The 22,957-nt window shown below is 74.1% G+C and carries 16 protein-coding genes and 5 pseudogenes; 11 read left to right on the forward strand and 10 right to left on the reverse strand.

All coding sequences use genetic code 11. The annotated features are described in order from the left end of the window. Nucleotides 1-61: 61 nt before the first annotated feature. Nucleotides 62-1,738 carry a multicopper oxidase family protein gene (locus DRB89_RS41510; RefSeq protein WP_239516675.1) on the reverse strand — a complete coding sequence of 559 codons (1,677 nt, stop codon included), beginning with the start codon at nucleotides 1,736-1,738 and terminating at the stop codon, nucleotides 62-64. 100 nt (nucleotides 1,739-1,838) lie between these two features. On the opposite strand from DRB89_RS41510, the gene DRB89_RS43520 reads away from it, so the two are divergent. The 4 genes from DRB89_RS43520 (at nucleotide 1,839) to DRB89_RS41525 (ending at nucleotide 6,448) form a co-directional block, all read left to right on the forward strand. Continuing rightward, nucleotides 1,839-2,420, forward strand: coding sequence for a hypothetical protein (locus DRB89_RS43520; protein WP_162688954.1), 582 nt, complete (start codon nucleotides 1,839-1,841; stop codon nucleotides 2,418-2,420). Between the two features lie 99 nt (nucleotides 2,421-2,519). Next, nucleotides 2,520-3,902: a hypothetical protein gene (locus DRB89_RS41515; protein ID WP_112463771.1), complete on the forward strand. Its 1,383-nt coding sequence runs from the start codon at nucleotides 2,520-2,522 to the stop codon at nucleotides 3,900-3,902. 404 nt (nucleotides 3,903-4,306) lie between these two features. Continuing rightward, nucleotides 4,307-4,927 carry an ATP-binding cassette domain-containing protein gene (locus tag DRB89_RS41520; RefSeq protein WP_239516945.1) on the forward strand — a complete coding sequence of 207 codons (621 nt, stop codon included), beginning with the start codon at nucleotides 4,307-4,309 and terminating at the stop codon, nucleotides 4,925-4,927. 27 nt (nucleotides 4,928-4,954) lie between these two features. Next, nucleotides 4,955-6,448: an oligopeptide:H+ symporter gene (locus DRB89_RS41525; protein WP_112451432.1), complete on the forward strand. Its 1,494-nt coding sequence runs from the start codon at nucleotides 4,955-4,957 to the stop codon at nucleotides 6,446-6,448. 212 nt (nucleotides 6,449-6,660) lie between these two features. Here the strand turns inward: DRB89_RS41525 and DRB89_RS41530 are convergent. The 3 genes and pseudogenes from DRB89_RS41530 to DRB89_RS41540 all read right to left on the reverse strand — a co-directional run. Beyond that, a pseudogene (locus DRB89_RS41530) lies at nucleotides 6,661-7,239 on the reverse strand (aspartate aminotransferase family protein); the annotation flags it as partial. Nucleotides 7,240-7,505: 266 nt separating this feature from the next. Further along, a pseudogene (locus DRB89_RS41535) lies at nucleotides 7,506-8,891 on the reverse strand (M1 family metallopeptidase); the annotation flags it as partial. Between the two features lie 111 nt (nucleotides 8,892-9,002). Continuing rightward, on the reverse strand, nucleotides 9,003-9,305 hold the full coding sequence (locus DRB89_RS41540; RefSeq protein WP_112463774.1) for a winged helix-turn-helix domain-containing protein: 303 nt from the start codon (nucleotides 9,303-9,305) through the stop codon (nucleotides 9,003-9,005). Between the two features lie 140 nt (nucleotides 9,306-9,445). Here DRB89_RS41540 and DRB89_RS41545 point away from each other — a divergent pair, with 140 nt between their 5' ends. Together DRB89_RS41545 and DRB89_RS41550 are read left to right on the forward strand one after the other, a co-directional pair. Next, a complete protein-coding gene (locus DRB89_RS41545) occupies nucleotides 9,446-10,156 on the forward strand; it encodes a hemerythrin domain-containing protein (protein WP_112451846.1) in 711 nt (236 codons plus the stop codon). Between the two features lie 64 nt (nucleotides 10,157-10,220). After that, nucleotides 10,221-10,661, forward strand: a complete 441-nt coding sequence (locus DRB89_RS41550; RefSeq protein ID WP_112451847.1) for a DUF4267 domain-containing protein — start codon at nucleotides 10,221-10,223, stop codon at nucleotides 10,659-10,661. Between the two features lie 44 nt (nucleotides 10,662-10,705). Here the strand turns inward: DRB89_RS41550 and DRB89_RS41555 are convergent, their stop codons facing one another. Both DRB89_RS41555 and DRB89_RS41560 read right to left on the reverse strand, forming a co-directional pair. Then, nucleotides 10,706-11,362 carry an HAD family phosphatase gene (locus tag DRB89_RS41555; RefSeq protein ID WP_112454030.1) on the reverse strand — a complete coding sequence of 219 codons (657 nt, stop codon included), beginning with the start codon at nucleotides 11,360-11,362 and terminating at the stop codon, nucleotides 10,706-10,708. Nucleotides 11,363-11,457: 95 nt separating this feature from the next. Next, nucleotides 11,458-12,060: pseudogene (locus tag DRB89_RS41560) on the reverse strand (ThiF family adenylyltransferase); the annotation flags it as partial. 226 nt (nucleotides 12,061-12,286) lie between these two features. Between DRB89_RS41560 and DRB89_RS41565 the strand changes: the two are divergent. From DRB89_RS41565 to DRB89_RS45685, 3 genes and pseudogenes are all read left to right on the forward strand, one after another. Then, nucleotides 12,287-12,826 carry a M48 family metallopeptidase gene (locus tag DRB89_RS41565; RefSeq protein ID WP_112452990.1) on the forward strand — a complete coding sequence of 180 codons (540 nt, stop codon included), beginning with the start codon at nucleotides 12,287-12,289 and terminating at the stop codon, nucleotides 12,824-12,826. Nucleotides 12,827-12,954: 128 nt separating this feature from the next. Next, nucleotides 12,955-13,452 (forward strand): annotated as a pseudogene (locus tag DRB89_RS44015) (TerD family protein); the annotation flags it as partial. 417 nt (nucleotides 13,453-13,869) lie between these two features. Then, nucleotides 13,870-16,026: pseudogene (locus DRB89_RS45685) on the forward strand (ATP-binding protein); the annotation flags it as partial. On the opposite strand, the gene DRB89_RS41575 reads toward DRB89_RS45685, so the two are convergent. The 3 genes from DRB89_RS41575 to DRB89_RS43525 form a co-directional block, all read right to left on the reverse strand. Further along, nucleotides 16,001-17,107: an alkaline phosphatase family protein gene (locus tag DRB89_RS41575; RefSeq protein WP_112463776.1), complete on the reverse strand. Its 1,107-nt coding sequence runs from the start codon at nucleotides 17,105-17,107 to the stop codon at nucleotides 16,001-16,003. The pseudogene DRB89_RS45685 and the gene DRB89_RS41575 sit on opposite strands and share 26 nt — an antisense overlap. Before the next feature lie 98 nt (nucleotides 17,108-17,205). Then, entirely contained in the window at nucleotides 17,206-18,288 is a 1,083-nt protein-coding gene (locus DRB89_RS41580; RefSeq protein ID WP_239516676.1) for a galactokinase, read from the reverse strand. Next, a complete protein-coding gene (locus DRB89_RS43525; RefSeq protein ID WP_162688956.1) occupies nucleotides 18,285-18,458 on the reverse strand; it encodes a hypothetical protein in 174 nt (57 codons plus the stop codon). The genes DRB89_RS41580 and DRB89_RS43525 overlap by 4 nt, the downstream gene beginning before the upstream one ends. Before the next feature lie 337 nt (nucleotides 18,459-18,795). Here DRB89_RS43525 and DRB89_RS41585 point away from each other — a divergent pair, with 337 nt between their 5' ends. Both DRB89_RS41585 and DRB89_RS43530 read left to right on the forward strand, forming a co-directional pair. Continuing rightward, on the forward strand, nucleotides 18,796-20,025 hold the full coding sequence (locus DRB89_RS41585) for a nucleotide sugar dehydrogenase (protein WP_112447868.1): 1,230 nt from the start codon (nucleotides 18,796-18,798) through the stop codon (nucleotides 20,023-20,025). Between the two features lie 159 nt (nucleotides 20,026-20,184). Beyond that, complete coding sequence (locus DRB89_RS43530; protein WP_162688957.1) at nucleotides 20,185-20,730, forward strand: hypothetical protein; 546 nt, start codon at nucleotides 20,185-20,187, stop codon at nucleotides 20,728-20,730. A gap of 278 nt (nucleotides 20,731-21,008) precedes the next feature. Here DRB89_RS43530 and DRB89_RS41600 read toward each other — a convergent pair whose 3' ends face one another. Next, complete coding sequence (locus DRB89_RS41600; RefSeq protein WP_112451481.1) at nucleotides 21,009-22,544, reverse strand: glutamate-cysteine ligase family protein; 1,536 nt, start codon at nucleotides 22,542-22,544, stop codon at nucleotides 21,009-21,011. Nucleotides 22,545-22,957 lie beyond the last annotated feature (413 nt).

A 22,957-nucleotide genomic window follows, 5' to 3' on the forward strand; every position in this document is an offset into this window, starting at 1 on the left:
GTGCGGGCCCGGGGCCGCGCGAACGGCCGCGCGGCGCCGGGCCCGCCAGCGGGCGGCAGTACTAGCGGCGGTAGCCGAGGGCGGTCATCATTCCGGCCTCCGCGTGGTAGACGTTGTGGCAATGCACCATCCACAGGCCGGGGTTGTCCGCGTCGAAGTCCGCCGTCAGCTTCCCGCCCGGCAAGATCACGGCCGTGTCCTTGCGGACCCCGCCCGGGCGGCCGCCGACGGCGAAGGTGTGCCCGTGCAGGTGCAGCGGGTGCCACATCGTTGTGGAGTTGTTGAACTCCAGCCGGACCCGTTCGCCCGCCTTCATCTCGTGCAGCCGGTCCGGCGCGTACGGCTTGCCGTCGAAGGCCCAGTCGTACGCGGCCATCGAGCCCGTCAGTTTGAGCTTCACCGTGCGGTCCGGCTCCCGCGCGGCCAGCGCCACCGGCTCCGCCGCCTTCAGCGAGTCCGCCGTCAGCGGCCGCCCGGACAGCTCGGCGGGCCGGGTTTCCGCGGTCGGCGCCGTACCCGGAGCGGTGCGCAGCAGGGCGAGCGCCGACGCCGACCGCCCCTTGCCCTCGGCCAGCGCGGTCAGCGGGAACACCCCGTCGCCCGCCGTCACCAGGACGTCGTACCGCTCGCCCATGCCGAGCAGCAGCGAGCGCGCCGCGGTGTGCTCGACGGGGAAGCCGTCGGCGTGGGTGACGGTGAGTTCGTGGCCGCCGAGGGCGACCCGGAAGGCGGTGTCCCCGCCCGCGTTGACGATGCGGAGCCGGATCCGGTCGCCGGGGCGGGCGGCGAAGACCGACGGGTCGTCCGGGATGCGGCCGTTGACCAGGTAGTACGGGTACGCGACGTCTCCCGCGTCCTTGCCGAGCACCTCGCTGTCGCCGCCCATCAGGACGCGCGACGGGCCGCCGGTGGCGGTCGGCGCGGGCGAGCCGGAGCTGGAGTCGGAGTCGGAGTCGGAGCCTGCGGAGGAGGAGCCGGAGGAGCCGTGGCCCGCGTGGCCGCCGCCCGGGCTCGCGCCCATGCCCTTGCGGAGTTCGGCGAGCACGGCGTCCGGCGTGGAGCCGTCCACGCCGTCGAGCCAGTCGTCCAGGACGACCACCCACTCCTTGTCGTAGGAGAGCGGCTCCTTGGGGTCCTCGACGATCAGCGGCGCGTACAGGCCGCGGTCCTGCTGGACCCCGGAGTGCGGGTGGAACCAGTACGTCCCCGGGTGCGTGACGGCGAACCGGTACGTGAACGAGCCGCCCGGGGCGATGTCCCGCTGGGTCAGCCCCGGCACCCCGTCCATGTCGTTGCGCAGCGCCAGCCCGTGCCAGTGCAGGGAGGTGGCGGCGGGCAGGTTGTTGGCGAGGGTCAGGGCCAGGGTGCCGCCGGCGGTGACCCGTACCTCCCCGCCGGGCAGTCGGTCCCCGTACGCCCATGAGCGGACGGTGCGGCCGCCGCCGAGGTCGAGCGGGGTGGCGGTGGCCGTCAGCCGGACCTCGGTGAGCGGGCCGGCGGCCGTGCGGGCGGCCTCGGCGGCCCGCACCTCGGGGCCGGCCGGGTCGACGTAGCCGCCGGGAACCGCGGCGCCGGAGGAGCCGCCGGCCGTGGCGCCGGAGCCGTGGTCCATGCCGGCCGTGCCGGAGCCCCCGCAGGCGGCGAGCAGCCCGGAGCCGGCGAGGGCGGCGCCCGCGCCGAGGTCCGGACCCGGGGGGCCCCCGCCCCGCCCCCCGGGCTCCGGCGACCGTGGCCCCAAGTGGGGGCCGGACCTGCACAGGGGGCAGGACGGCCGCGCCGGACCCGCGCAGAAAGCGGTCGCTCGGCCGAGGCAAGATCCGGACGCCGCCCGCAAGCCCGTGTACGCGCCCGTCGCCCTCTCCGGCATCACCCTCGGCTTCTTCATCGAGAGCCAGGCCGGATTCCAGGCCCCGGAGGAGGTCAGGGCGCGCAACGGCACCCGGCTCGGCCCCCTGCGGCTGACCCCGCGCCTCGTGGCGAAGCTGCTGACCGCGTCGTACAAGCACGGCAACTCCCGCTTCGCCGAGAGCACCGCGAAGAACCCCGAGAACCTCGGCCGGGACCCGGAGTTCCCGCCGCACAACCCCGCCGACGCGGGCCCCCACTTCGCCGCCACCCCCCGCCCCGCCTCCGGGTCCGCCCGGGGGCTGGGCCGGGGTCTGGGGCGGGCTCTGACCGGGGTCCGGCGCGGCCGTGGCCGGCGCCGTCGAAGGGGAACTGCTAGCGCCGGGGGTGGTGGAGGCCCCGCTCCGCGAACCGCCCCCGCCGTCGGACGAGCACCCGCTCAGGCCCGCCGCCACGGCTGCCGCCGCGGTCACCGCAGCCAAACCCACTCGCCATCCACGCGCTCGCATGACCCACCCCCGCAGGTATTCCGGCTCGAACCCCGAGTATGGAGTCAGCACCACCCGCACGGATAGCACCCGGAGGCCGACATCAGCCGCTTCGCCCCTTGGCGCTGGCTGCCGCCGCTGACCGCCGTCGTCCTCGGCCTCTGGGGCCTCTCGCGCGGCGGATCCATGTGGCGCGACGAGTCCGTCACCTGGCAGGTCGCGCACCGGCCGCTCGGCGGGCTGTGGGAACTGCTCGGCCAGGTCGACGCCGTGCACGGCCTCTACTACCTGCTCATGCACGCGGTCTTCGCCCTGTCGGGCACCGGAGCCGACGGCACCGGCCTCTGGGCCCTGCGCCTGCCGTCCGTCGCCGCCACCGCCCTGGCGGCCGCGGGCGTGTCCGCGATCGCCCACCGGCTGGCGGGCGGGGACGGCGCTGCCGCTGCCGCTGCCGCTGCCGGTGCCGGTGCCGGTGCCGGTGCCGGTGCCCGGGCCGACGGCGCCGCCCGGGCCGCGGGGTCCGGGCGGGCCGGGCGGGCCGCGCTGTTCGCCGGGACGGTGTACGCCGTGCTGCCGCCCGTACAGATGTACGCCCAGGAGGGGCGCTCGTACGCACTGGTCGCCGCGGCCGTCGTCTGGGCGACGTACCTGATGCTGCGCGAGCGGTGGGCCGCCTACGCCGTCGTGCTCCTGCTGGGCTGCTGGCTGCACGAGTTCGCCGTACTGGCCCTGCCCGCGCACGCGTGCACCGCCTGGCGCTCGCGCGGCTGGCGGTTCGCCGCCGGGGCCGTGGCGGCCGGGCTGCTGCCGCTCGCCCTGGTCAGCGCGCGCCAGGCGCAGCAGCAGCTGGGCTGGCTCGGGCGGCCGTCCTGGCAGGACTGGGCGGCGTACGGGGTGCTCGCGGCCGCCGCGCTGCTCCTCGCCCGGGGGGCCGCCCGGGAACCCGTGCGGGTCGCGCTGCCGCTGGCCCTGCTGCCGCCCGGGCTGCTGCTGGCGGTCTCGCTGGTGCACCCCTGGTACGTCGACCGGTACGTCCTCTACGCGCTCGCCGGCCTCGCCCTCCTCGCGGGGGTGCGGCTCGCGGGCGCGCGCGGGCGGTGGCCGTGGCTGCTGGTCGTGGCCCTCCTCGTCCCCGCCGGGCTCTGGTCCGCGTGGCTGCGCACGCCGGAGAGCCGCAAGGACGACGTCCTCGCCGTGGCCGCGGCCGTGCGCGAGCGCGCGCGCCCGGGCGACGCGGTGGTGTTCCTCCCCTCGCGGCGGCGCGAATGGCTCCTGTCCTCGCCGGAGCTCTACGCGTCCCTGCGCGACATCGCGCTGTCCCGCGCCCCGGAGGCCTCGCGGAGCCTCCAGGGCGCGGAGCGGACGCCGGAGGAGATCCGCAAGGCCCTGCTGGACCCGCGCGTCGACCGGGTGGTGGCGCTGATGGACCCCGCGGACCAGCCGCTCGACGGGTACCCGGCGGAGGCGGTCAAGCGGCAGACGCTGGTCTCCTCCTTCGACCTGTGCTCGGTGACGGCCCTGCGCGGCGCCCGCGTGGCCCTCTTCGCCCGCCCGGGCGACTGCCCCTAGGCGTCTCTTTCGGATCTTGTCGGCCGAGCCCGCGGCGTCTGGTGCCGTGCCTGGCAAGGCGGAGGGGCGATGCGTGTCCTGGACGTGCTCGGGCGTCCCGACAACGCGGCCAGGCGCGGTGCCAGGCGTCGCGGGCCCGGCAAGATCCGAAAGAGCCGGCCTAGTGCTGTGACCGGGAAGGTCCACCGGGTCGCGGCGCCCGGCACGGCAAACCTTCCCGGCCACAGCACTAGACCGCCGGGCCGGCGGCTCGACCCGCCCTCCGGGCCGGTCGGGGCGGGCGGACCGGGGCGGGCGGACCCGGCGGAGGGGCAGTCTCTTATTCACCTCCGACGCCCCCGAATGCCCCGCCCGCCCTGCGCGGCGTCAGCCTCGAACTGCCCCCCGGCCGCCGGATCGCCGTCATCGGCGCCAGCGGCTCCGGAAAGTCGACGCTGCTCGCGGCGATCGCCCGACTGGTCGTCCCCGCCGGGGGCGGCATCACCCTCGACGGCGAAGTCCTCGCCCGCGTACCGGAGTCCACCCTGCGCCGCACCGTCAGCAGCTCCCTCCAGGACGCGCACGTCTTCCACACCTCCGTCCGCAACAACCTGCGGCCCGCCCGCCCCGACGCCACCGACGCCGAGATCCGCGAGGCGCTGCGCCACGCCGGCCTGCTCGACTGGGTCCTCGGCCTGCCCGAAGGCCTGGACACCTTCGTGGGCTCCGACGGCGGCCGGCTCTCCGGCGGCCAGCGCCGACGGCTCCTGCTGGCCCGCGCGCTCCTCGCCGCCCCGCCCGTCCTGCTCCTCGACGAGCCGACGGAGGGCCTCGACGGGGCAGCCGCCGACGCCGTCCTCGCCGACGTGCTCGACAGCACCCGCGGCCGGTCGCTGATCCTCGTCACCCACCGCCTCCAGGGCCTGGAGGCCATGGACGAGGTGCTGGTGATGGCCGACGGCCGGATCATCCGGCGCGGCACCCCCCGAGCCGTCCTCGAGCCGTCCCCGAAGGGCTCGGGCGAATCTCTCACCGTGCCTGTATGACCGTACGCACGGAGGAGCCGAAGACCGATGGCCGCCCCGACCCAACCCCGTATCGACCCGCCCGCGTCCCACCGGCCCAGCGCCGTACTCCTGGGCCGCCCCCGCTGGTTCGTCACCCTGTGGGGCACGGACATGTGGGAGCGGTTCAGCTTCTACGGGATGACGGCGATCCTCGTCCTGTACTCGACGGAGTCCACCGCCAACGGCGGCCTCGGCATGTCCAACGAGGACGCGGCGCTGCTCTACGGCCTCTACATGGCCTCGGTGTTCATCGCCTCCGTCCCCGGCGGCTGGATCGGTGACCGCGTCCTCGGCACCTACCGCGCGGTGCTCTACGGCGGGATCCTGATCGGGCTCGGCCACCTCTGCATGGCGGTCCCGGTCACCGGCTTCTTCTACCCCGGCCTGCTGCTCATCGCGCTCGGCACCGGCATGCTCAAGCCGAACATGGCGGGCCTCCTCAGCTCCTTCTACGACCGCGACGACCGCGCGGGCCGCGATGCCGGCTTCGCCATCTTCTACATGAGCGTGCAGGTCAGCGCCCTGATCGCGCCCATCGTCGTGGGTGCGGTCGGCGAGGGAGTGAACTGGCACCTCGGCTTCGGCCTCGCCGCCCTCGGCATGGCCGTGGGCCTGATCCAGTACGTCAGGGGCGCCCGCGACTTCCAGGGCGTGGGCGGCGCCCCCGAGCGTGCCGCGAGCCCGTCCCAGCGCACCCGGGTACTGCGCGTCTCCCTGGCCGCCACCGCCCTCGTGCTCGCCGTCTACGGAGCGGACGCCGCCCTCGGCACCTTCGAGATCGGCCACGTCATGGCGCTGATCGGGCTGCTGTGCATGACCGCGCCCGTGATCTGCTTCTGGCGGCTGATCCGCAACCCGCTGCTGACCGCGGGGGAGCGGGTCAGGGTGAAGACGTACATCTGGCTGTTCCTGGCCTCCGCCGTGTTCTGGGCGCTGTTCCTCCAGGGCGGGTCCGTCTTCACGCTCTTCGCCAAGGAGTCCACCGACCGGGAGATGTTCGGCACCACCGTGCCCGCCAGCTGGTTCCACGCGGCGATCCCGATGTTCGTGCTGGTCACCGCGCCGCTGTTCGCCTGGCTCTGGACCCGCGCCGGGGACCGCATCCCGACCGCGGTGAAGTACGCCATCGGCATGAGCCTCACCGGCGCCGCCTACCTCGTCATGGCGCTCGCCGCGCTCGGGGCAGGCGGCGGGAAACTCGTCTCGCCGCTCTGGCTCATCCTGTCCTTCCTGCTGCTCGCCGCCGGCGAAGTGGCCTTCGCACCCGTCGGGATGAGCGCGACCACGGCCGTCGCCCCGGCCACCTTCACCAGCCAGATGGTCTCCCTGTTCTGGCTGTCCGGCGCGCTCGGCGGCGGTATCGGCGGCAACGCGCTGAAGGTCTCGGGCGATCGGGTGCCCGGATCCGGCTACTTCCTCGTGCTGGGCCTCGCCGCCCTCGCGGTGGGCGTCGGGCTCGTCCTCGGACGCCGCCCGCTGACCCGCCGTCTGGGCGTCTGACCCGGTCCCCGGGCCCGGATCCCGGACCCGGGTCCCTGCCCGGATCCCCGGGCCGGGGATCAGGAAAGCGGCCTGGTCAGCACGTAGACGGTCCTGAGCACGAGCGCGGCGGACAGCACCAGCAGGTGGTACCCGATCAGCCCGAACAGGCCCAGCCCCGGACTCCACTGCCTGTCCCTTATTCCCATCTGATGCTGCCGACGAACTACCCCTCGGGGGATGGAGTGGTGGGCGTTGGCTCCGTGCAGGACGGTGAGGCGGGGGCCGTGGCGTTCGCGGGCGAGGAGGAGGGCGAGTTGGTTGGCTTCGGTGGCGCCGGTGGTGAGGACGGCGTCGGGGTGGGGGGTGTCGTGGAACTCGGCGGCCAGGGTGCGGGTGAGGAGCGCTTCGATGGTGGAGGCGGCGGGGGCCTGGTCCCAGGAGTCGAGGGAGGGGTTGAGGGCTCCGGCGGCGAGGTCGGCGGCGACGGCCACGGCGAGGGGCGGGCAGTGCAGGTGGGCCGCGCACAGCGGGTCGGCGGGGTCGGCGGCGCCGGCGGCGAGGGTGTGGACGAGGGTGCGGAGCGCTTCGTGGTCTCCGTGCCCGTGTTCGGGCAGCATGTCGCCCAGTGCGGCTTCGACGCGGGCGGTGACGGCGTCGGGTCCGCCGGCGGGGAGGGGTCCGCCGCGGGCGCGGGCTCCGGTGGCGAGGGCGTCGAGGACGGTGTCGAGGAGGGGCCGCAGGGCGTCGGGGCCGTGGATTCCGCCGGCGAGCGGGGCTGCTGCGCTGCCTGTGCCGGGGGACGCTGTCATGCGGTTGTCCTCACGGGAGCGGATCTGCGGCGGGCGTTGCCGCGGTGTGGGGGCGGGGCACCCGCGCGGTACAACGATCAGACCCGAATGGGGTAACCGCCCGGGTTTGTGAATGGTTGATTTCAAGCCGTCCGCGGTGGCCTGGAGTTGTCTGGCGCCGGTGTGCGTGGTGCGGCGCTGGGTGGAGTTGGGGCGACGGGGGGTGCCGCCCCCGCCCCGGCAGGGCGGGGCGAGGGCGGGGCGAGGGCGGGGCGGGGGCGGGGCGGTCAGCGGCGGGTGCGCAGCGCGCGGGAGAGGTCGTCGAGCTGGTCCACGAGCTTGCGGCGCAGGAGCGGGGTGATGTCCGGGTCGGCCAGGCAGGCGTGGCCGGCCTGGAGGTTGGCTTCGGTGATCTCGTGGCCGGGGAAGCACCAGCGGCCCGCGGCGTCGGCGATGGCGGGGCCGCGGCGGGCCGCGAGGGTGACGGCCTCGGGGTAGTAGCGGGGCACGTACTCCCGTACGAGGTCGGCCTGTTCGGGCTGCCAGAAGCCCTGGGCGGTGGCGGTGAAGAGGTAGTTGGACAGGGTGTCGTCGTGGAAGAGGCGGTCCCAGGCGGCGGCCTTGGACTCGGCGGTGGGGAGGGCGGCGCGGCAGCGGGCGGCGCCTTCGCGGCCGGCGGCGCTGGGGTCGGCGGTGAGGGCTTCGTCGATGTCGGATTCCACGACCGCGCCGAGTACCGACAGGCGGGCCAGGATGCGCCAGCGCAGTGCGGGGTCGAGTTCGGGGCCGCCGGGGACGGTGCCTTCGGCGAGCCAGGCGGCCACGGTGTCGGGCTGGGTCGCGCTGCTGATGAGGGTGCGGACGGCGACCAGTCGCAGGCCGGGGTCGGAGCCGTCTTCGGTGCGCCGCAGCAGGTCGCGGGCGATCGAGGTGAGGGTGGCGAGGGCCCTGGTGCGGTGTTCGGGGGCGAGGTAGCGGACGGCGATCTGGCCGCGGGCGAAGTCGATGACGTTCTGGACGATGTCCAGGTCGGTCTCGTCCGGCAGGTGGGCTTCGGCGGTGGCCAGGTAGTCGGCGGCGTCCAGTTCGCCGTCGCGGACCATGTCGCGCAGGGAGTTCCACACGACGGCGCGGGTGAGGGGGTCGGGGATGCGGGAGATGCCGCGCAGGGCGGTTTCCAGGGAGGTCTCGTCGAGGCGGACCTTGGTGTAGGTGAGGTCGCCGTCGTTGAGGACGAGGAGGGCGGGGCGCGCGCCGTCGGCCGAGAGGATCTCGTCGGAGGGGACGTCGAGGGCGAGGATCTCGCGGAGTTCGAGGGCGGCGTCGGGGGCGCGGTCGTAGAGGCCCGCGGCGATGTGGTGGGGGCGGCTTCCGGTGCGGTCGACGGTGAGGGTCCAGCCTCCGGGGCTTTCCTCGATGCGCGGGGTGAGGGTGTCGACGCCGGTGGTGCGCAGCCAGATCTCGGCCCAGGCGTGGACGTCGCGGTCGGTGTTCGCGGCGAGGGAGTCGACGAAGTCGGCGAGGGAGGCGTTGGCGAACTTGTGGCGGGCGAAGTGGGTGTTGATGCCGGCCAGGAAGTCCTTCTCGCCGAGCCAGGCGACGAGTTGGCGCAGGGCGGAGGCGCCCTTGGCGTAGGAGATGCCGTCGAAGTTGAGGAGGGCGGAGGCGGTGTCGGGGAGGAGCCTTGGTTGCTGGTCGAGGCATGTAGCTAGGCATCGGTGTCGATGGCTCTTGATGGAGGTCAAGACATGATCGCTGGAATTCAAAGTCCTTGGGAACGCCCATCACGTATGCATGCCGGACGCAGCCGGAGAGTAGCGCGGGTTGGAAGGCGATTGGGGGGTGCGGGGGGCGCGGCCGGGTTCGAGGAGCCGGCGCAGGTTGGAGACGTACGCCTGGAGCGAGGCGACGGCGCGGGCGGGCGCCGCACCCTGCCAGAGTTCCTCGATCATCCGGTCGACCGATACGACCCGGCCACGCTCCGACACCAGCAGCGCCAGGACGGAGCGCTGGCGGTGGCCGCCCAACGGAACCGCCTCGCCGTTCCGTTCGGCCGTACAGGACCCGAGTACGCGTATGTACACCATGACGTGCTCAACCTAAGCCGAACCAGTCAACTTCCGTCTCGATAACGGCACATGTGGGCGGGGAAGTTTCCAAGTCCGGTCCCGCGCCCCTCCAAACGCCTTCCAAGACCCTTCCATGAGCCGACGGCGAGTCTCTTCCCATGAAGAAGACGCGGGAACACACGCCCCGGGGACACACGCCCCGGGGACACACGCTCCGGGCGCGGCCCGACACCCACGAGATGGTGGTGATCCACCGCGGCCTGCGCCGCGAGGCGCGGTTGCTGGTGGAACTGGTCGCCGCCGTGGCGCCCGGCGACACCGCCCGCGCCCGGGTCCTGGCGGACCACTTCCGCGACTACCGGCTCGGGCTCCACCATCACCACCAGGGGGAGGACGAGCACCTGTGGCCGCCGCTGCTGGCCCGCGTCGATCTCGAAGCCGACGTGGTGCTGCGCATGGAGGCCCAGCACGAGCGGGTGGCCGCGACCCTCTCGGCGGCCGTTGACGCCCTGTCGGCCTGGGAGAACGGGGCCCGCGAGACCGGGCGCGACGCGTTCGTGGCGGTACTCGCCGAACACCGGGCGGTCCTGGTCGAGCACCTGGACGACGAAGAGGGCTCGCTCCTGCCGCTCGCCGCGCGGCACCTGTCCGCACACGAGTGGGGCGCGATGGGCGAGCACTTCAGGGCGAGCACGCCCAAGCCCAAGCTGTTGTTCTTCCTCGGCATGGCCCTCGAGGACGCCGACCGGTCCGAACGCGCGTCGATGCTCGCCAAACTGCCGCTCGCGGCACGCCTGCTCTGGTACGCCGTCGGCCGCCCGTCCTACGCCCGCAGGGTGCGGGCCATCCGCCGCGACACCCCGCGCTGACCCGCACCTCCTGCACGCCCCCCGCACGCCCTCGCCCTCCACCTCTCACCCCAGGAGCTTTCCCATGTCCCTCAAGCACTTCACCACCGTCCTGGCTGCCCTCGGAGCCGCGCTCATCCTCTACGTCGGCCTCAGCTACCTGCTCGCGCCGCAGGCCACCGCCTCCGGCTTCGGCATTCCGACCTGGCCGCGGCACGACGGCGCCGCCTTCCTGGCGGTCAAGGGCGTACGGGACATCGCGACCGGCCTGGTCGTCCTGGCACTGCTGCTCACCGGACACCGGCGGGCACTCGGCTGGGCGATGGCGGCGCTCGCCTTCGTTCCCGCCGGCGACATGGTGATCGTCCTGACCAGCGGCGGACCCGCGGGCACGGCGTACGGGGTCCACGGGTTCACGGCCCTGGCCGTAGCCGTCACCGCCGGCCTGCTGCTGCGCGAACGCCCGGCCCCGGCGATCGCCCCCGCTCCGGCCACCCCGCTCGCCTCCACCCTCCCCGCGGCCTGAGGGAGCCGGGACACCGGGGATCCGGGCTCCCGCAACCGCGGTTCTCAGGGTTCTCGGACGACGCGGCCTCCCACCGCGCGACGGGCTAGGACGGCGTGCAGCAGAGCGGGATCCACCTCCGTCAGCCGGGCCACGACCGTGCGGCCGTCCACCGCGTCGATCGGCACCGTGGACGGGACGGCCAGCACGCGGCAGCCCGCCGCCTCGGCGGACGCCAGGCCGGCGGGGCTGTCCTCCACGGCGACACAGGAGTGCGGTTCCACGCCCAGGGCCTTCGCGGCGGCGAGATACGGGTCGGGGTGCGGTTTGGTCCTCGGGGTCTCGCCGTCCGCGACGGTGACGGCGAAACGGTGGGGTCCGAGTCCCGCGAGGACCAGGTCGACGACCGACCGGGGCGATGCGGAGACGAGGCCGAGCGGGATGCCCGCGGCGGCCAGCGCGTCGAGGAGTTCCAGCGCTCCCGGCATGACGCGGGGCCCGAGGGCGACCCGCTCGTGGAAGCCGTCGAGCAGGCGCCGCCCGATCGCCGGCGCCCGCTCGCGGCCGCCGGCGACCCGGTGCAGGTGCTCGGCGGTGTCGGCGACCGAGCGCCCGACGACGGCCGGTACGTCGGCCTCGGTCAGGGTGTGTTCCAGGGAGCGGGCGACGGCCTCGGTCGTCTCCCACCACAGCGGCTCGGTGTCCACCAGAGTGCCGTCCATGTCGAAGAGCACGGCGCGCAGCGCCCGGTCGGAGGCGGCGCGGGTGAGCTCGCAGGGCCGGCCGTGTGTATAAGAGGCAGCGCCACCCCGGCCCGGCGCCCACGGCCGGGGGCCGCCTCCCGCACCGCCGTCCGCGCCGCCTCGGCGCGCAGCCGGCCCACGCTGCCGGGGCCCAGCCCGCCCGGCGCCACGTCCGCGGGCTCGGCGCGCCCTCCGTCCAGCACCTCGACCCGGCCGACGCCGGCTCCCGCCAGCACCGAGGCGATCACCGCGCCCACCCGGCCGCTCCCGCGCACTTGGACCCGTATCCCCCGGCGGGCGGCCACACCCCGTAAGTCCCCGCCCGGCCTGGGGTGCACCAGGGACAGCGAGCCCAGGTCCGGTCCCAGCCGGGCCAGGGCCTCGGGCCGGGCCCGCACGGCTTGGGCCCGGGGGCCGCCGGCGGTGGCGTCATCGAGCAGGCCGGCCGCCGCCAGCCGCCGCACCACCTCGTCGACCCGCCCGTCCGCGAGCCCCATCCCCTTGCCCTGCGCGCGCAGCAGCTCCATGCCCCGGGTCCCGTCGATCAGGTCGAGGAGCAGGCCGGTGGCCGTGTCCACCGGACCGAGGACGACCGCGTGGGCGGGCGTCACCCCGAACTGCACGGTCTGCAGATCCCGCCAGGCCCGTGCCAGTGCGGGCTTCACCTTCGGATACATCTCAGCCTCCCCCGATCCACGCGCCGCATCGCCTCGCGCCGCTCTTCCGCAAGATTGCCCGGCCGCGGAAAGGCGCGTGAGAGTTTGTCCACAGGCGAGGGGTATCAGGCATATGAGATGGATAGCCGAGGGTTCTTTGTGGTTCTCCCGGGGTGTCCGAGAACGGATCGCGCTCGAACCCCGGAGGGGCGGGACTTCCGCCGCGGCGAGCGGGTACCGTCGTGGCGTGTCCGCCGATCCACCGCAGCGCGCCGTCGAAGTCCGCCGGAGCGCACGCCGCCGCAGGACCGTATCCGCCTACCGCGAGGGTGATCGTACGGTCGTCCTCATCCCTGCCCGGATGTCCGAGGCGGAGGAGCAGCGCTGGGTGGGCGTCATGCTCGACAAGCTCGCGGCCCAGGAGAGCAAGCGCACCCTGGGGGACGCGGAACTCACCGAGCGGGCCGGGCGTTTGTCCGAGCAGTACTTCGCCGGCCGCGCGCGCCCCCGCTCGGTCCGCTGGGTCACCAACCAGAACACCCGCTGGGGCTCCTGCACCCCGGCCGAGGGCAGCATCCGGCTCTCGCACCGCCTCCAGGGCATGCCGGAGTACGTCGTCGACTACGTGCTGCTGCACGAGCTGGCACACCTCCTCGTGCCCGGTCACGGCCCCGGCTTCTGGGAACTGCTCGAGGCCTACCCGCGCACCGAGCGGGCCCGCGGCTACCTCGAAGGAGTCGTGGCCGCCGAGCGTCTTCCGAAAGTCCCGGCCGCGAGGGATGAATGATCCGCAATTGCCGGTGATGTCACAGCCCGTGATATGTACCGGGTCGGTACCGACTTGGCCGGATGTCCGAGGTTGCCGTTAGCCTGAGCGGCACGTATTCACAGTCGGGATGGGGGACGGTCTTACGTATGGCCAGGGAATTCCAACGCGGTCACAAGGCCAAGATCAGTGATCTGACGGCGGGCACGGACCTCTACGTGGGTGTCCAGATCGCCGGGCCCGGACTCGCCATCGACATCAGCTGCTTCGGCCTCGACGCGAACGAGCAGCTCTCGGACGACCGCTACTTCGTCTTCTTCAACCAGCCGAAGTCGCCCGAGGAGTCCATCCAGCAGCTCGGCGCGCAGTCCGGTGACGCGGAGTCCTTCCGGGTCACCCTGGACCGCATTCCGGCCAACATCCACAAGCTGTCCTTCGCCGCCTCGATCGACGGCGCCGGCCAGATGTCGCAGATCGGCCCGGGCTACATCCGGATCGTGGCGGGCGGCGAGGAAGTCGTCCGGTACACCTTCACGGGCTCGGAGTTCAGCACCGAGCGCGCGCTGATGATCGGCGACTTCTACCTCAAGGACGTGTGGCGCTTCGCCGCCGTCGGCCAGGGCTTCGACGGCGGTCTCGCCGCGCTGCTCCAGAACTTCGGCGGCGAGGTCGCCGAGGAGGAGCAGCTCGCACCGCAGGCGCAGGCCCCGGCCGGCGCCCCCGGCTTCGCCCCGCCGCCGCAGGGAGCCGCGCCCGCGCCCGCCTTCGGCGCTCCCGCACAGGCCCAGCCGCCGGCCGGGGCCACGGGGGGGGAGGCGGGCCGGCGGCTGGGAGTGCCCGCGGCCGCCCGCAAGGAGCGCGAGGAGCGGCTGCGCGCCGAGGAGGAGGCCCGGGGGCGGGCCGAGGCCGGGCGGCTGCGGCTGGAGGCCGAGGAGAAGGCCCGCGCGGTGGAGCGGGAGCGGCTGCGCAGGCAGGGCGAGGAGGAGTGCCGTCCCCCTGTCCGCCTACGCCGCCACCGTCACGCACCGCACGTACGCACCGCCACCGCCCGGAACGAGGAGCCCATGCGCAGACCCCGCAAGTCACCGGAAGCAGCGGCGGCGCGGCCGCCCGCGCCTGCGGGCGGCGGCGCCAGGGGGGCGGGCCGCCGGGCACACGCCGGACCGCCCGCCGAGGAGCCGGCCCACCACGAGAGCCACGGCGCCCCGCCCGGGATACCGGCCGCCGCCGGCCCCGGTGGCGGGCCGAGGCCGCGGCTGAGGCTGCGCCCCGCCACCGTCCGCGCGAAGATCGTCTCGCTGCTGATGGTGCCGGTGGTCTCCCTGCTCGCCCTCTGGGCGTTCGCCACGGTCGACGCGGCCCAGGACGTCGCCCGCCTGGGCCGTGTCCAGCGGGTCGACCGGGAACTGCGGGTCCCGGTCGCCGCCGCCCTCACCCAGCTCCAGGCCGAACGGCGCACGGCCGTGCGCCTGCTGGCCGATCCCACCGCCGGCCAGGCCGCGGCCGCCCAGGCACCCGGCCAGGCCGAGGCCCTGGACCAGCAGGCGCGCCGCACCGACACCGCCGTACGGGCGCTGCGGCTCGGCGACCGCAACACCGTCGCCGACTCGGGTGACTACCGCACCGACATCGTGATCCGGCTGCGCGCCTTCGTCGCCGCCGCCGAGGGGCTCGGCCCGGTGCGCGAGGACGTCACCCGCCGCCGCGCGACCCCCGAAGCCGCCTACGAGACGTACACCCGGGTGATCGATTCCGCGCTGGAGTTCGGCGGCGCCCTCTCCGGCGGCGGCGAGGACGCCGAACTCGGCCCCGACGCCCGGGTCCTGCTGGAGTTCGCGCGGGCCGGCGAACAGCTCTCACGGGAGGACGCGCTGCTGACGGTGCCGGGGCCGCGCGGTGGAGAATCGCTTCGCCGCCTGGCGGGTGCGGTCGAGACCCGCCGGATCCTGACCGACTCCGCCGCCCGGGACCTGCCCGCCGCGCAGCAGGGCGCCTGGCAGGCGGTGGCCAAGAGCGCCGTCTACGCCGAGCTGATCGGGGCCGAGGACCGGGCGCTGTCCGCCGGCGCCGGCGCCGGCGAGGCCGCAGCGGCCAAGGACACCCGCGCGGCCGGCCCGCCCGCCGGCTGGGAGGCGGCGTACACCTCCGTCGCCGCCTCGATGCGCGACATCGAGAACGCCGCCCACACCCAGGCCGCCGACCGCGCCGACCCGTTCGGCACGGGCGCGCTCAGCCCCGCCGGCGCCGCCGTCGTCCTGGGCCTGGCCGCGGTGGCCGCCTCGCTCGTCATCTCGGTCCGCATCGGCCGGGCCCTGGTCGTCGAGCTGGTCTCGCTGCGCAACACCGCGCTGGAGATCGCGCACCGCAAACTCCCGCGGGCCATGGAGCGGTTGCGGGCCGGCCAGGACATCGACGTATCCGCCGAGACCCCCGAGGGCCCGGCCGCGGAGGACGAGATCACCCAGGTCGGCGAGGCGCTCGCGACCGTCCACCGGGCCGCACTCAGCGCCGCCGTGGAGCGCGCCGAGCTGGCCAGCGGAGTGAGCGGCGTCTTCGTCAACCTCGCCCGGCGCAGCCAGGTCCTGGTGCACAAGCAGCTGACCCTGCTCGACTCGATGGAGCGGCGGGCCGACGATCCGAACGAGCTCGGCGACCTCTTCCGCCTCGACCACCTCACCACCCGGATGCGGCGGCACGCGGAGAGCCTGATCATCCTGTCGGGCGCGGCCCCGGGCCGCGCCTGGCGGATGCCGATCCCGCTGACGAACGTCGTACGGGCCGCCGTCTCTGAGATCGAGGACTACCCGCGCGTCGAGGTCCGCCAGCTCGCCGAGGCCGCCGTCATCGGCGGCGCCGTCGCCGACCTCACCCACCTGCTCGCCGAACTGATCGAGAACGCCACCCAGTTCTCGCCGCCCCACACCAAGGTCCGGGTCAGCGGTGAACCCGTGGGCGCCGGCTACGTCCTGGAAGTGGAGGACCGCGGGCTGGGCATGGGGCGGGAGTCCCTGAACGAGGCCAACCGGCGCATCGAGCAGTCCGAGGCGCTCGACCTCTTCGACAGCGACAGGCTCGGGCTCTTCGTGGTCAGCCGCCTCTCGGCCCGGCACGGGGTGAAGGTGCACCTGCGCATGTCACCGTACGGCGGGACCACCGCCGTGGTGCTGCTTCCGAACTCCCTGATCCAGGGCGCCATCACGGCCGGCGCCCCGCAGTCCGCCCGGGAGCGGGCGCTGGAGGCGGAGCACGCACTCGACCCGCCTCCGGAACAGCGGCCGGCGACGGCGCCCTCCCCGGCCCACCCCCTGACCCGGGCGTGGGCGTGGGTGTCGGAGTGGGCGAAGCCGTGGAAGTGGGCGTCGGGGTCGGGGTCGGGTCCGTGGAGCCGCCGAACACCTCGCTGATCGGCTGGACGTTGGCCGCGTTCCCCGCGTGCCCCGTGCCGAAGAGGTCCTCGAAGGTGCGCAGCAGGTGGTGGTGGTTGAAGGCTGTGGCGTACTTGCCCGTCTTGACGTTCGCCCCGTAGAAGACGGTGGCGATCTGGTTGGAGCCGAGGTAGTTGTCCTCGTCCCACGTGAGCACCAGCAGGCTGTTGTTGGCCTTGGCCCATTGCGCGTAGGCGTCGATGTTGTTCTTCGTCCAGGTGTCGCCCGTGGCGACCGGGCAGGAGTGCATGTCGTTGCACTGGTTGGGCACGATGAACGACAGGTTCGGCAGCGCCGCGAAGTTGCCCTGCGGGAACTGGGCCCAGGTCTTGCCCGTGTTGAGCGGCACGTTCTTGAAGGCGAACCACGGGTTGTGCTTCTGCGCGTACTGGCCGTTGGTGCAGGCGGTGGACCCTTCGGCGGGCAGGTCCTCGTTGTACGTCGCGAAGGTCTTGCCGGCCGCGATCAGCTCTTGGCCGAGGTTGGGCGCGGTCATCGACTGGGGGGTGTAGCAGCCGTCGCCGGTGATTCCCTGGGTGGCGCCGGAGAAGAGGTTGAAGTAGTTCGGCTGGCTGGGGTGGGTCAGCGCCTTCATGCCGGTCAGGCTCGCGCCGCCGCCCGCCAGTTGGTTGATGTACGGGGCGTTGGCGCTGCCGATGACCTCGCCGTACTGCTTGTTCTCGTACACGACGACGACCACGTGGTCGTAGGTCGGCAGTGCGGCGGCACTCACGAGGGCGGACGCACCGCCCTCCGCCGCTTGGGAGTTGGCGATGGTGAAGGCGCCCAGCAGGCCGAGCGCACCGAGTCCGGCGACGAGCGCGGACCGGCGGGCCCGGTGTCTCGCGCTCGGCGTGGTCGAGGGATGGACGGGCATGGGTGGTTCCTCCTCGTGAGGGGTGGCGGGTGGTGGGTGGTCACTGGAGCTTGGTGAGTGGCGTGTGGTGCGTCGTGGGCGGCGGACGGCGGGTGGTGTCAGTGCTCGCGCCGGGCCGGACCGGACACGGCGATGTTCAGGAACCGGGGTACGGGCCGGTCCCGGTCGCGGAAGTCCGCCGCGACCGCCGCCCGTACGGCCGCCAGCCGCGCCTCGGGCAGGAGCACGAGGACGCTGCGCCCCGGCCGCCGTCCCGGGGCCCACGCGCTCAGGGATCCGGCCCGGCGGGCGCATCCCACGGCCCGTGCCAGGTCCGCCGCCCGGTCGGCGCCGCCCGCCGCGCCGCCGCGTACGGCCATCAGCACCAGGCGCGCCCCCGATTCGGCCGGGTCGAAGAGGACGTACCGCTGCCGCTGCCGCCGGGGCTCGCGTTGGCGCGACCCCTGGCCCACCAGGAGTGCCCTGCCGGGCCGGGCGAAGAGCGCGGCCCGGCGCAGCGCGTCGTCGCCGTCCGGCAGCGCCCCGGCCAGCAGCCGGGCCAGCAGCACGCGGTCCGGGTCCTCGCCGGCCGGCGTGTGGACGTCGGCCACCGCGAGGGCCATCGCGCAGTCGGCGGCCTCCGCCGTGGCCAGCCCGGCGGCCGGGGTCAGGGAGCCCTGGAGGTGCAGGTCGGTCCCGCCGCGGCCGTATCCGGCCCGGGCCAGGGCGCGCAGCACGGCGTACGGGCGGGCCGCCCAGGCCGGGGTGGCGGGCGGCGGCCCGGACAGGGTGAGCGGCAGGTCGCAGCTGTCCGCCGGGTGGCCGAGCGAGCTGAGCCGCACGAGCCCGTCGTCGCGCGGCGCCGCGGCGGCCGCCACCGGCCAGGACGCCGCCGCGACGAGGTCGGGCGAGCCCAGGCGGAAGGTGTACGGGGCACTCCAGACGACAGCCGGGGGCCTGCCGTGGGCGGACTCCAGGGCATAGGCGACGAGGCGGAAGAGCGGGTCGGCGGTGGCCCGGCGGGCGAGGTCGCCGCCGGCGGGCAGGACCGCGAGCGCCTCTCCCGGGCGGGTGGCGTCTCCCGGGCGGGTGGCGTCTCCCGGGCGGGTGGCCACTCCCGGGCGGGTGGCCACTCCCGGGCGGGTGGCCACTCCCGGGCTGGTGGCCCCGCCCGTCGCGGCGGGGGCCGCGGCGCCCGTCACCGCTCGTCCTTCCGGGCCAGCATCCGGTAGGCGTTCCCGCCGTCCGTGCGCCGGGCCACGGCCGGGCGCAGTGCGTCGAGCACCGCCGCGGCGGCGAAGCGCGGCAGCGCGGCCACCTGTACGGCGTGGGTGAGGGCGCGCCGGCCGGGGGCCCATACCCATACCCACACCCGTACCCGTACCCGTACCCGCGCCCGTCCCTGCCCCTGTCCCTGCCCCAGTACTCACGGCTGCCTGCCTCCCGTAGACGCGGGTCGCCGCGTCCGCCCTATGCGGTCATCCCACCCGTCGTGGGTGATCCCGCTCACATCGCCCGTTCATGATTCTGACCGGCCGCACGCGCATCAGCCACCGCCTGTGGATAACACGACGACGGCCATCAGCCCCGAATGCGACATATCTGTCATATATACGCCTAGTCTGACATTGCGCCAGCTCTCCTCCTCCACAGGACTTGCGCGCTCCGCCCCCTCATGCATGTCAGGGAAGGGAAGGGACGGCACCCCCATGCCCGCAGATCTCGCCGTCATCGGACTCGGCCATCTCGGCCTCCCGCTCGCCCAGGCAGCCGTGGCCGCCGGGATCGAGACGGTCGGCTACGACAGCGGTCCGGCGACGGACTCCACCCTCACCGCCGCCGAGATCCGCCGCATGTCGGCGGCCGGCTTCCGGGTCACCACCAACCCCGCCGAACTCGGCCGGGTCCGCACCGCCGTCATCTGCGCCCCCACCCAGCTCGGCGCGGACCGCGCACTCGACCTGTCCGCGGTCGGCGAGGCGGGCCGCACGCTCGCCGCCCGGCTGCGCCCGCACACCACCGTCATCCTCGAATCGGCCGCCCACCCGGGCGTCACCGAGGACTACCTGCGCCCGATCCTCGAATCGGGCTCCGGGCTGCGCGCCGGGCGGGACTTCCACCTCGCCTACTCCCCCAGCCGCCTCGACCCCGGCAACCGCACGCACGGCATCTCCAACACCCCCAAGGTCATCGGCGGCCTCACCCCCGCCTGCACCGAGTCCGCGCACGCCTTCTACGCCCGCCTCACCGAGAAGGTGGTACGCGCCCGCGGCCTGCGTGAGGCCGAGACGGTCCAGCTCCTCGAAACGAACTACCGGCACGTCAACATCGCCCTCATGAACGAGATGGCGGTCCTGTGCCACGACCTCGGCGTGGACCTGTGGGACGTCATCCGGTGCGCCGAGACCAAGCCGTACGGGTTCCAGGCCTTCCGGCCCGGCCCCGGAGTCGGCGGGCACGGCGTCCCGCTCGACCCCAACTACCTCCCCCACACCACCCGCACCCCGGGCCACCCGCTGCGCATGATCGGCCTGGCGCAGGAGATCAACAACCGGATGCCCCAGTACGTCATCCAGCGCAGCGCCACCCTGCTCAACGAGCACGGCAAGTCCGCCCGCGGGGCTCGCGTACTGCTCCTGGGCGTCACCTACAAGCCGGACCTCGCCGACCAGGAGGGCTCACCGGCACGCGAGATCGCCAGCCGGCTCCTCGACCTCGGGGCGCTGGTCAGCTACCACGACCCGTACATCGGCGGATGGCGCGTCAGGGACCAGCCGGTCCCCCGCGCCGAATCCCTGTACGAGGCCGCGGCCAACGCCGACCTGACGATCCTGCTCCAGCACCACCGCACGTACGACCTGCAAGGCCTGGCGGTGAAAGCCCAGTTGCTGCTGGACACCCGCGGTGCCAGCCCGGTGGGCACCGCGCACCGGTTGTAGCCCGATCCACAGGGCCGGTCCGGGCGGCCGAAACCCCCTCCACGGATGTCACGGGCTGGTGCTAGCCTGCGGCGACTTATCTCGCGCATACGTCCCGCGTACACACGTACACACATGCGGGCATCCGTGCGCCCCAAAATCCCTGGGGGGGATTTCTCCATGAGCCAGCAGTTCCAGCCGCCCGCGCCCGAGTCCGCCACGCCCTCGACCGACGCCGCGGCCGCCCCGGCCCCGCTCGGCCACCCGGCCCCGTCCGGTGCCGACTTCCTGGTCCCGGGCCCGGCCCCGGTCGCGGTGCGCACCGGCAACGTGGGTCTCGGCATCGTCGCCGCGCTCGTCGCCGCCCTGGCCGCGGCCGCGGCGTACGGCGGCATCATGAACGCCATCGAGCGCGAGATCGGCTACGCGGCGGTCGGCGTCGGCGCCCTCGTCGGTTTCGCCGCGGGCAAGCTCGGCGGCCGCAACCCGGTCCTGCCGGTCGTCGGCGCGGTCTTCGCCGTCGTCTCCGTCTTCCTCGGCGAGCTGTTCTTCTACGCGCTCGCGCTGGCCGGTGCCGCCGGCGTCGGCCTGGGCGACGTGCTGAGCACGGTCGGCGTGTCCGGCCTGGTCGACATCTGGAAGGAAGAGGCGGACGTCATGAGCGTCCTCTTCCTGGCCCTCGGCGCGTTCACCGGATTCGGCTCCGCCAAGAAGATCGGCGACTGAGGCGGCCCCGCGCCCTCCCCGCCGCGGCCCCCCCGCCCCGCCCCCCGCCGAGCGGTGCCCCCCAAGCCCGCCCCGGGGCCGGCCCCCGGCTCCCCCCCCAAAGCCCCCCGCCGGGGGGGGAGGGGACCCGGCGGCAGGGCCCCGGGCGGCCCCCGCCCCCCGCCCGGACCACGGGGGGCGGGGGCGCGCCGCACCCCCCCCGGGCGGGCCCCGGCCCGCCCCGCTCCGCCCCGCCTCCACCCCGTCGCGCCGTACGGCGCAGCGCGGCCCGCTCCCGCTCAGCCCTGCGCCGCCGTCGCGGCGCCCACCTCCGCCTCCGCGATGCCGACCGGCCAGGTGTGCACGGGTTCGCCCTTGTGCATCAGTTCGCTGTAGCGGCGCGTGGTCGCCGCCAGCGCCGCGTCCCGCTCCAGCCCGGCGGCGCGCGCCCGGTGGTAGGTCTCCACCTGCCAGGTCGCCCCGTTCACCCGGCGCCGACATCGCTCCTCGATGATCCCGAGGTAGTGGTCCCGGTCGGCGGGCTCGATCCCCCACGCGTCCAGGCCCGCGGCGGCCATCGGCAGCAGCTCGTCCAGCACCAGCCGTACCGCCGGCACGCTCGCCAGCCCCCCGCCCCGGCCCCGGCGCGGCCAGCGCAGCCGGGCCTCGATGCCGTAGCGGCAGGCCGCGTCGAAGTTGGCCTCGGCCTCCGCGAAGGGCAGCCGGCTCCACACCGGGCGCGGTTCGTCCGCGAGGGTCCGCACCAGCCCGTAGTAGAAGGCCGCGTTGGCGACCACGTCGGCCACCGTCGGCCCGGCGGGCAGCACCCGGTTCTCCACGCGCAGGTGCGGCACCCCGTCGGCGACCCCGTACACGGGCCGGTTCCAGCGGTAGACGGTGCCGTTGTGCAGCACCAGCTCCTGCAGGCTCGGCACCCCGCCCTCGGCGAGCACGCGCAGCGGCTCCTCCTCGTCGCAGATCGGCAGCAGGGCCGGGAAGTAGCGGACGTTCTCGGCGAAGAGCTCGTACGCCGAATCCACCCACCGCTCGCCGAACCAGGTGCGCGGCCGCACCCCCTGCGCCTGGAGCTCGGGCGGCCGGGTGTCGGTGGCCTGCTGGAAGAGCGGCGGCCGCGACTCCCGCCACAGCTCCCGGCCGAACAGGAACGGCGAGTTGGCGCCGACGGCTATCTGTACGGCGGCCACCGCCTGTGCCGCGTTCCACACGTCCGCGAACCGGGCCGGTGTCACCTGCAGGTGCAGTTGTACGGAGGTGCAGGCGGCCTCCGGCACGATCGACCCGGAGGTCCAGGTCAGCCGCTCGACACCGTCGATGTCCAGCGTGAAGTCCTCGCCGCGCATCGTCAGGATCTGCTCGTTCAGCAGCGAGTAGCGGTCCACCGCCGAGAGGTTGGCGGTGACCAGGTCCGCGCGGGAGATCGTCGGCAGGATTCCGATCATCACCACGCCGGCGTCGATCTCCACGGCCTGCCGGTGGGCATAGCCGAGACCCGCGCTCAGTTCCTCGGCGAGCTGGTCGAATACCCGGCCGCCGAGCCGGTGCGGGAGTACGTTCACCTCCAGGTTGAACATTCCGAGTTCCGTTTGGAAATCAGGGCTGGCAATCCGTTCGAGCACCTGGGCATTCACCATTCTCGGCAACCCGTCGGCACCCGCGAGATTCAGCTCGATCTCCAGCCCCATCATGTTCTTGGGCCGATCGAACCTCTTCTCCGCCAGAAGCCGCTCCAGTACCTCCAGGCACTCGTGAAGCTTCCTCCGGTACCGTTGCCGATCGGACAGGTCGAATCCGCCCGCCACGACCTTCTCCCCCATCGAAGCTTCCCTCCTCGAGTGGGCCTGGTCGGCGTGGAAAGATCCGTCACCCAGGCGCGCGTTTACGGTCGATGATGCCCCGGCGGAGTGATCGATAACGCGGGAGGGGCGTGACTGGCGAGGAGCGCGCGCCGGTTTGGCCGACAGGCGCTTTGGCACATTCGCCTGGCAAGCGGCTGTACGCAATTACCGCGTCGACTTTGCCGGTTCCGGATAACCGATGCTTTCCAGCCGAGCCCCCGTCCGGTAACCTCCGAGGTCAGCGCGGCATTTTTGCGCGCACCGGGCATGAATGCCATGTCAGAGGGACCGGTAAGCGTCTTGTCGGCAATAGGCGGGACAGCTACTCGAAACACTGCGTGAACACATGTCGTATAAACTCCGCAAACGAGGCAGAGAGTTGGCGCGCGGCC

It is taken from the genome of Streptomyces sp. ICC4 (assembly GCF_003287915.1).
In the GTDB taxonomy this organism is placed as follows: Bacteria; Actinomycetota; Actinomycetes; order Streptomycetales; family Streptomycetaceae; genus Streptomyces; species Streptomyces tritrimontium.

Bases quoted from the DNA above. Each gene is read 5' to 3' on its own strand.
- DRB89_RS41545 (WP_112451846.1), top strand. From the start codon at position 9,446: ATGAAGAAGACGCGGGAACACACGCCCCGGGGACACACGCCCCGGGGA.
- DRB89_RS41600 (WP_112451481.1), bottom strand. From the start codon at position 22,544: ATGGGGGAGAAGGTCGTGGCGGGCGGATTCGACCTGTCCGATCGGCAA.
- DRB89_RS43530 (WP_162688957.1), top strand. From the start codon at position 20,185: ATGAGCCAGCAGTTCCAGCCGCCCGCGCCCGAGTCCGCCACGCCCTCG.
- DRB89_RS41515 (WP_112463771.1), top strand. From the start codon at position 2,520: ATGTGGCGCGACGAGTCCGTCACCTGGCAGGTCGCGCACCGGCCGCTC.
- DRB89_RS41575 (WP_112463776.1), bottom strand. From the start codon at position 17,107: ATGCCCGTCCATCCCTCGACCACGCCGAGCGCGAGACACCGGGCCCGC.
- DRB89_RS41555 (WP_112454030.1), bottom strand. From the start codon at position 11,362: ATGGACGGCACTCTGGTGGACACCGAGCCGCTGTGGTGGGAGACGACC.
- DRB89_RS41525 (WP_112451432.1), top strand. From the start codon at position 4,955: ATGGCCGCCCCGACCCAACCCCGTATCGACCCGCCCGCGTCCCACCGG.
- DRB89_RS41540 (WP_112463774.1), bottom strand. From the start codon at position 9,305: ATGGTGTACATACGCGTACTCGGGTCCTGTACGGCCGAACGGAACGGC.
- DRB89_RS41585 (WP_112447868.1), top strand. From the start codon at position 18,796: ATGCCCGCAGATCTCGCCGTCATCGGACTCGGCCATCTCGGCCTCCCG.
- DRB89_RS41550 (WP_112451847.1), top strand. From the start codon at position 10,221: ATGTCCCTCAAGCACTTCACCACCGTCCTGGCTGCCCTCGGAGCCGCG.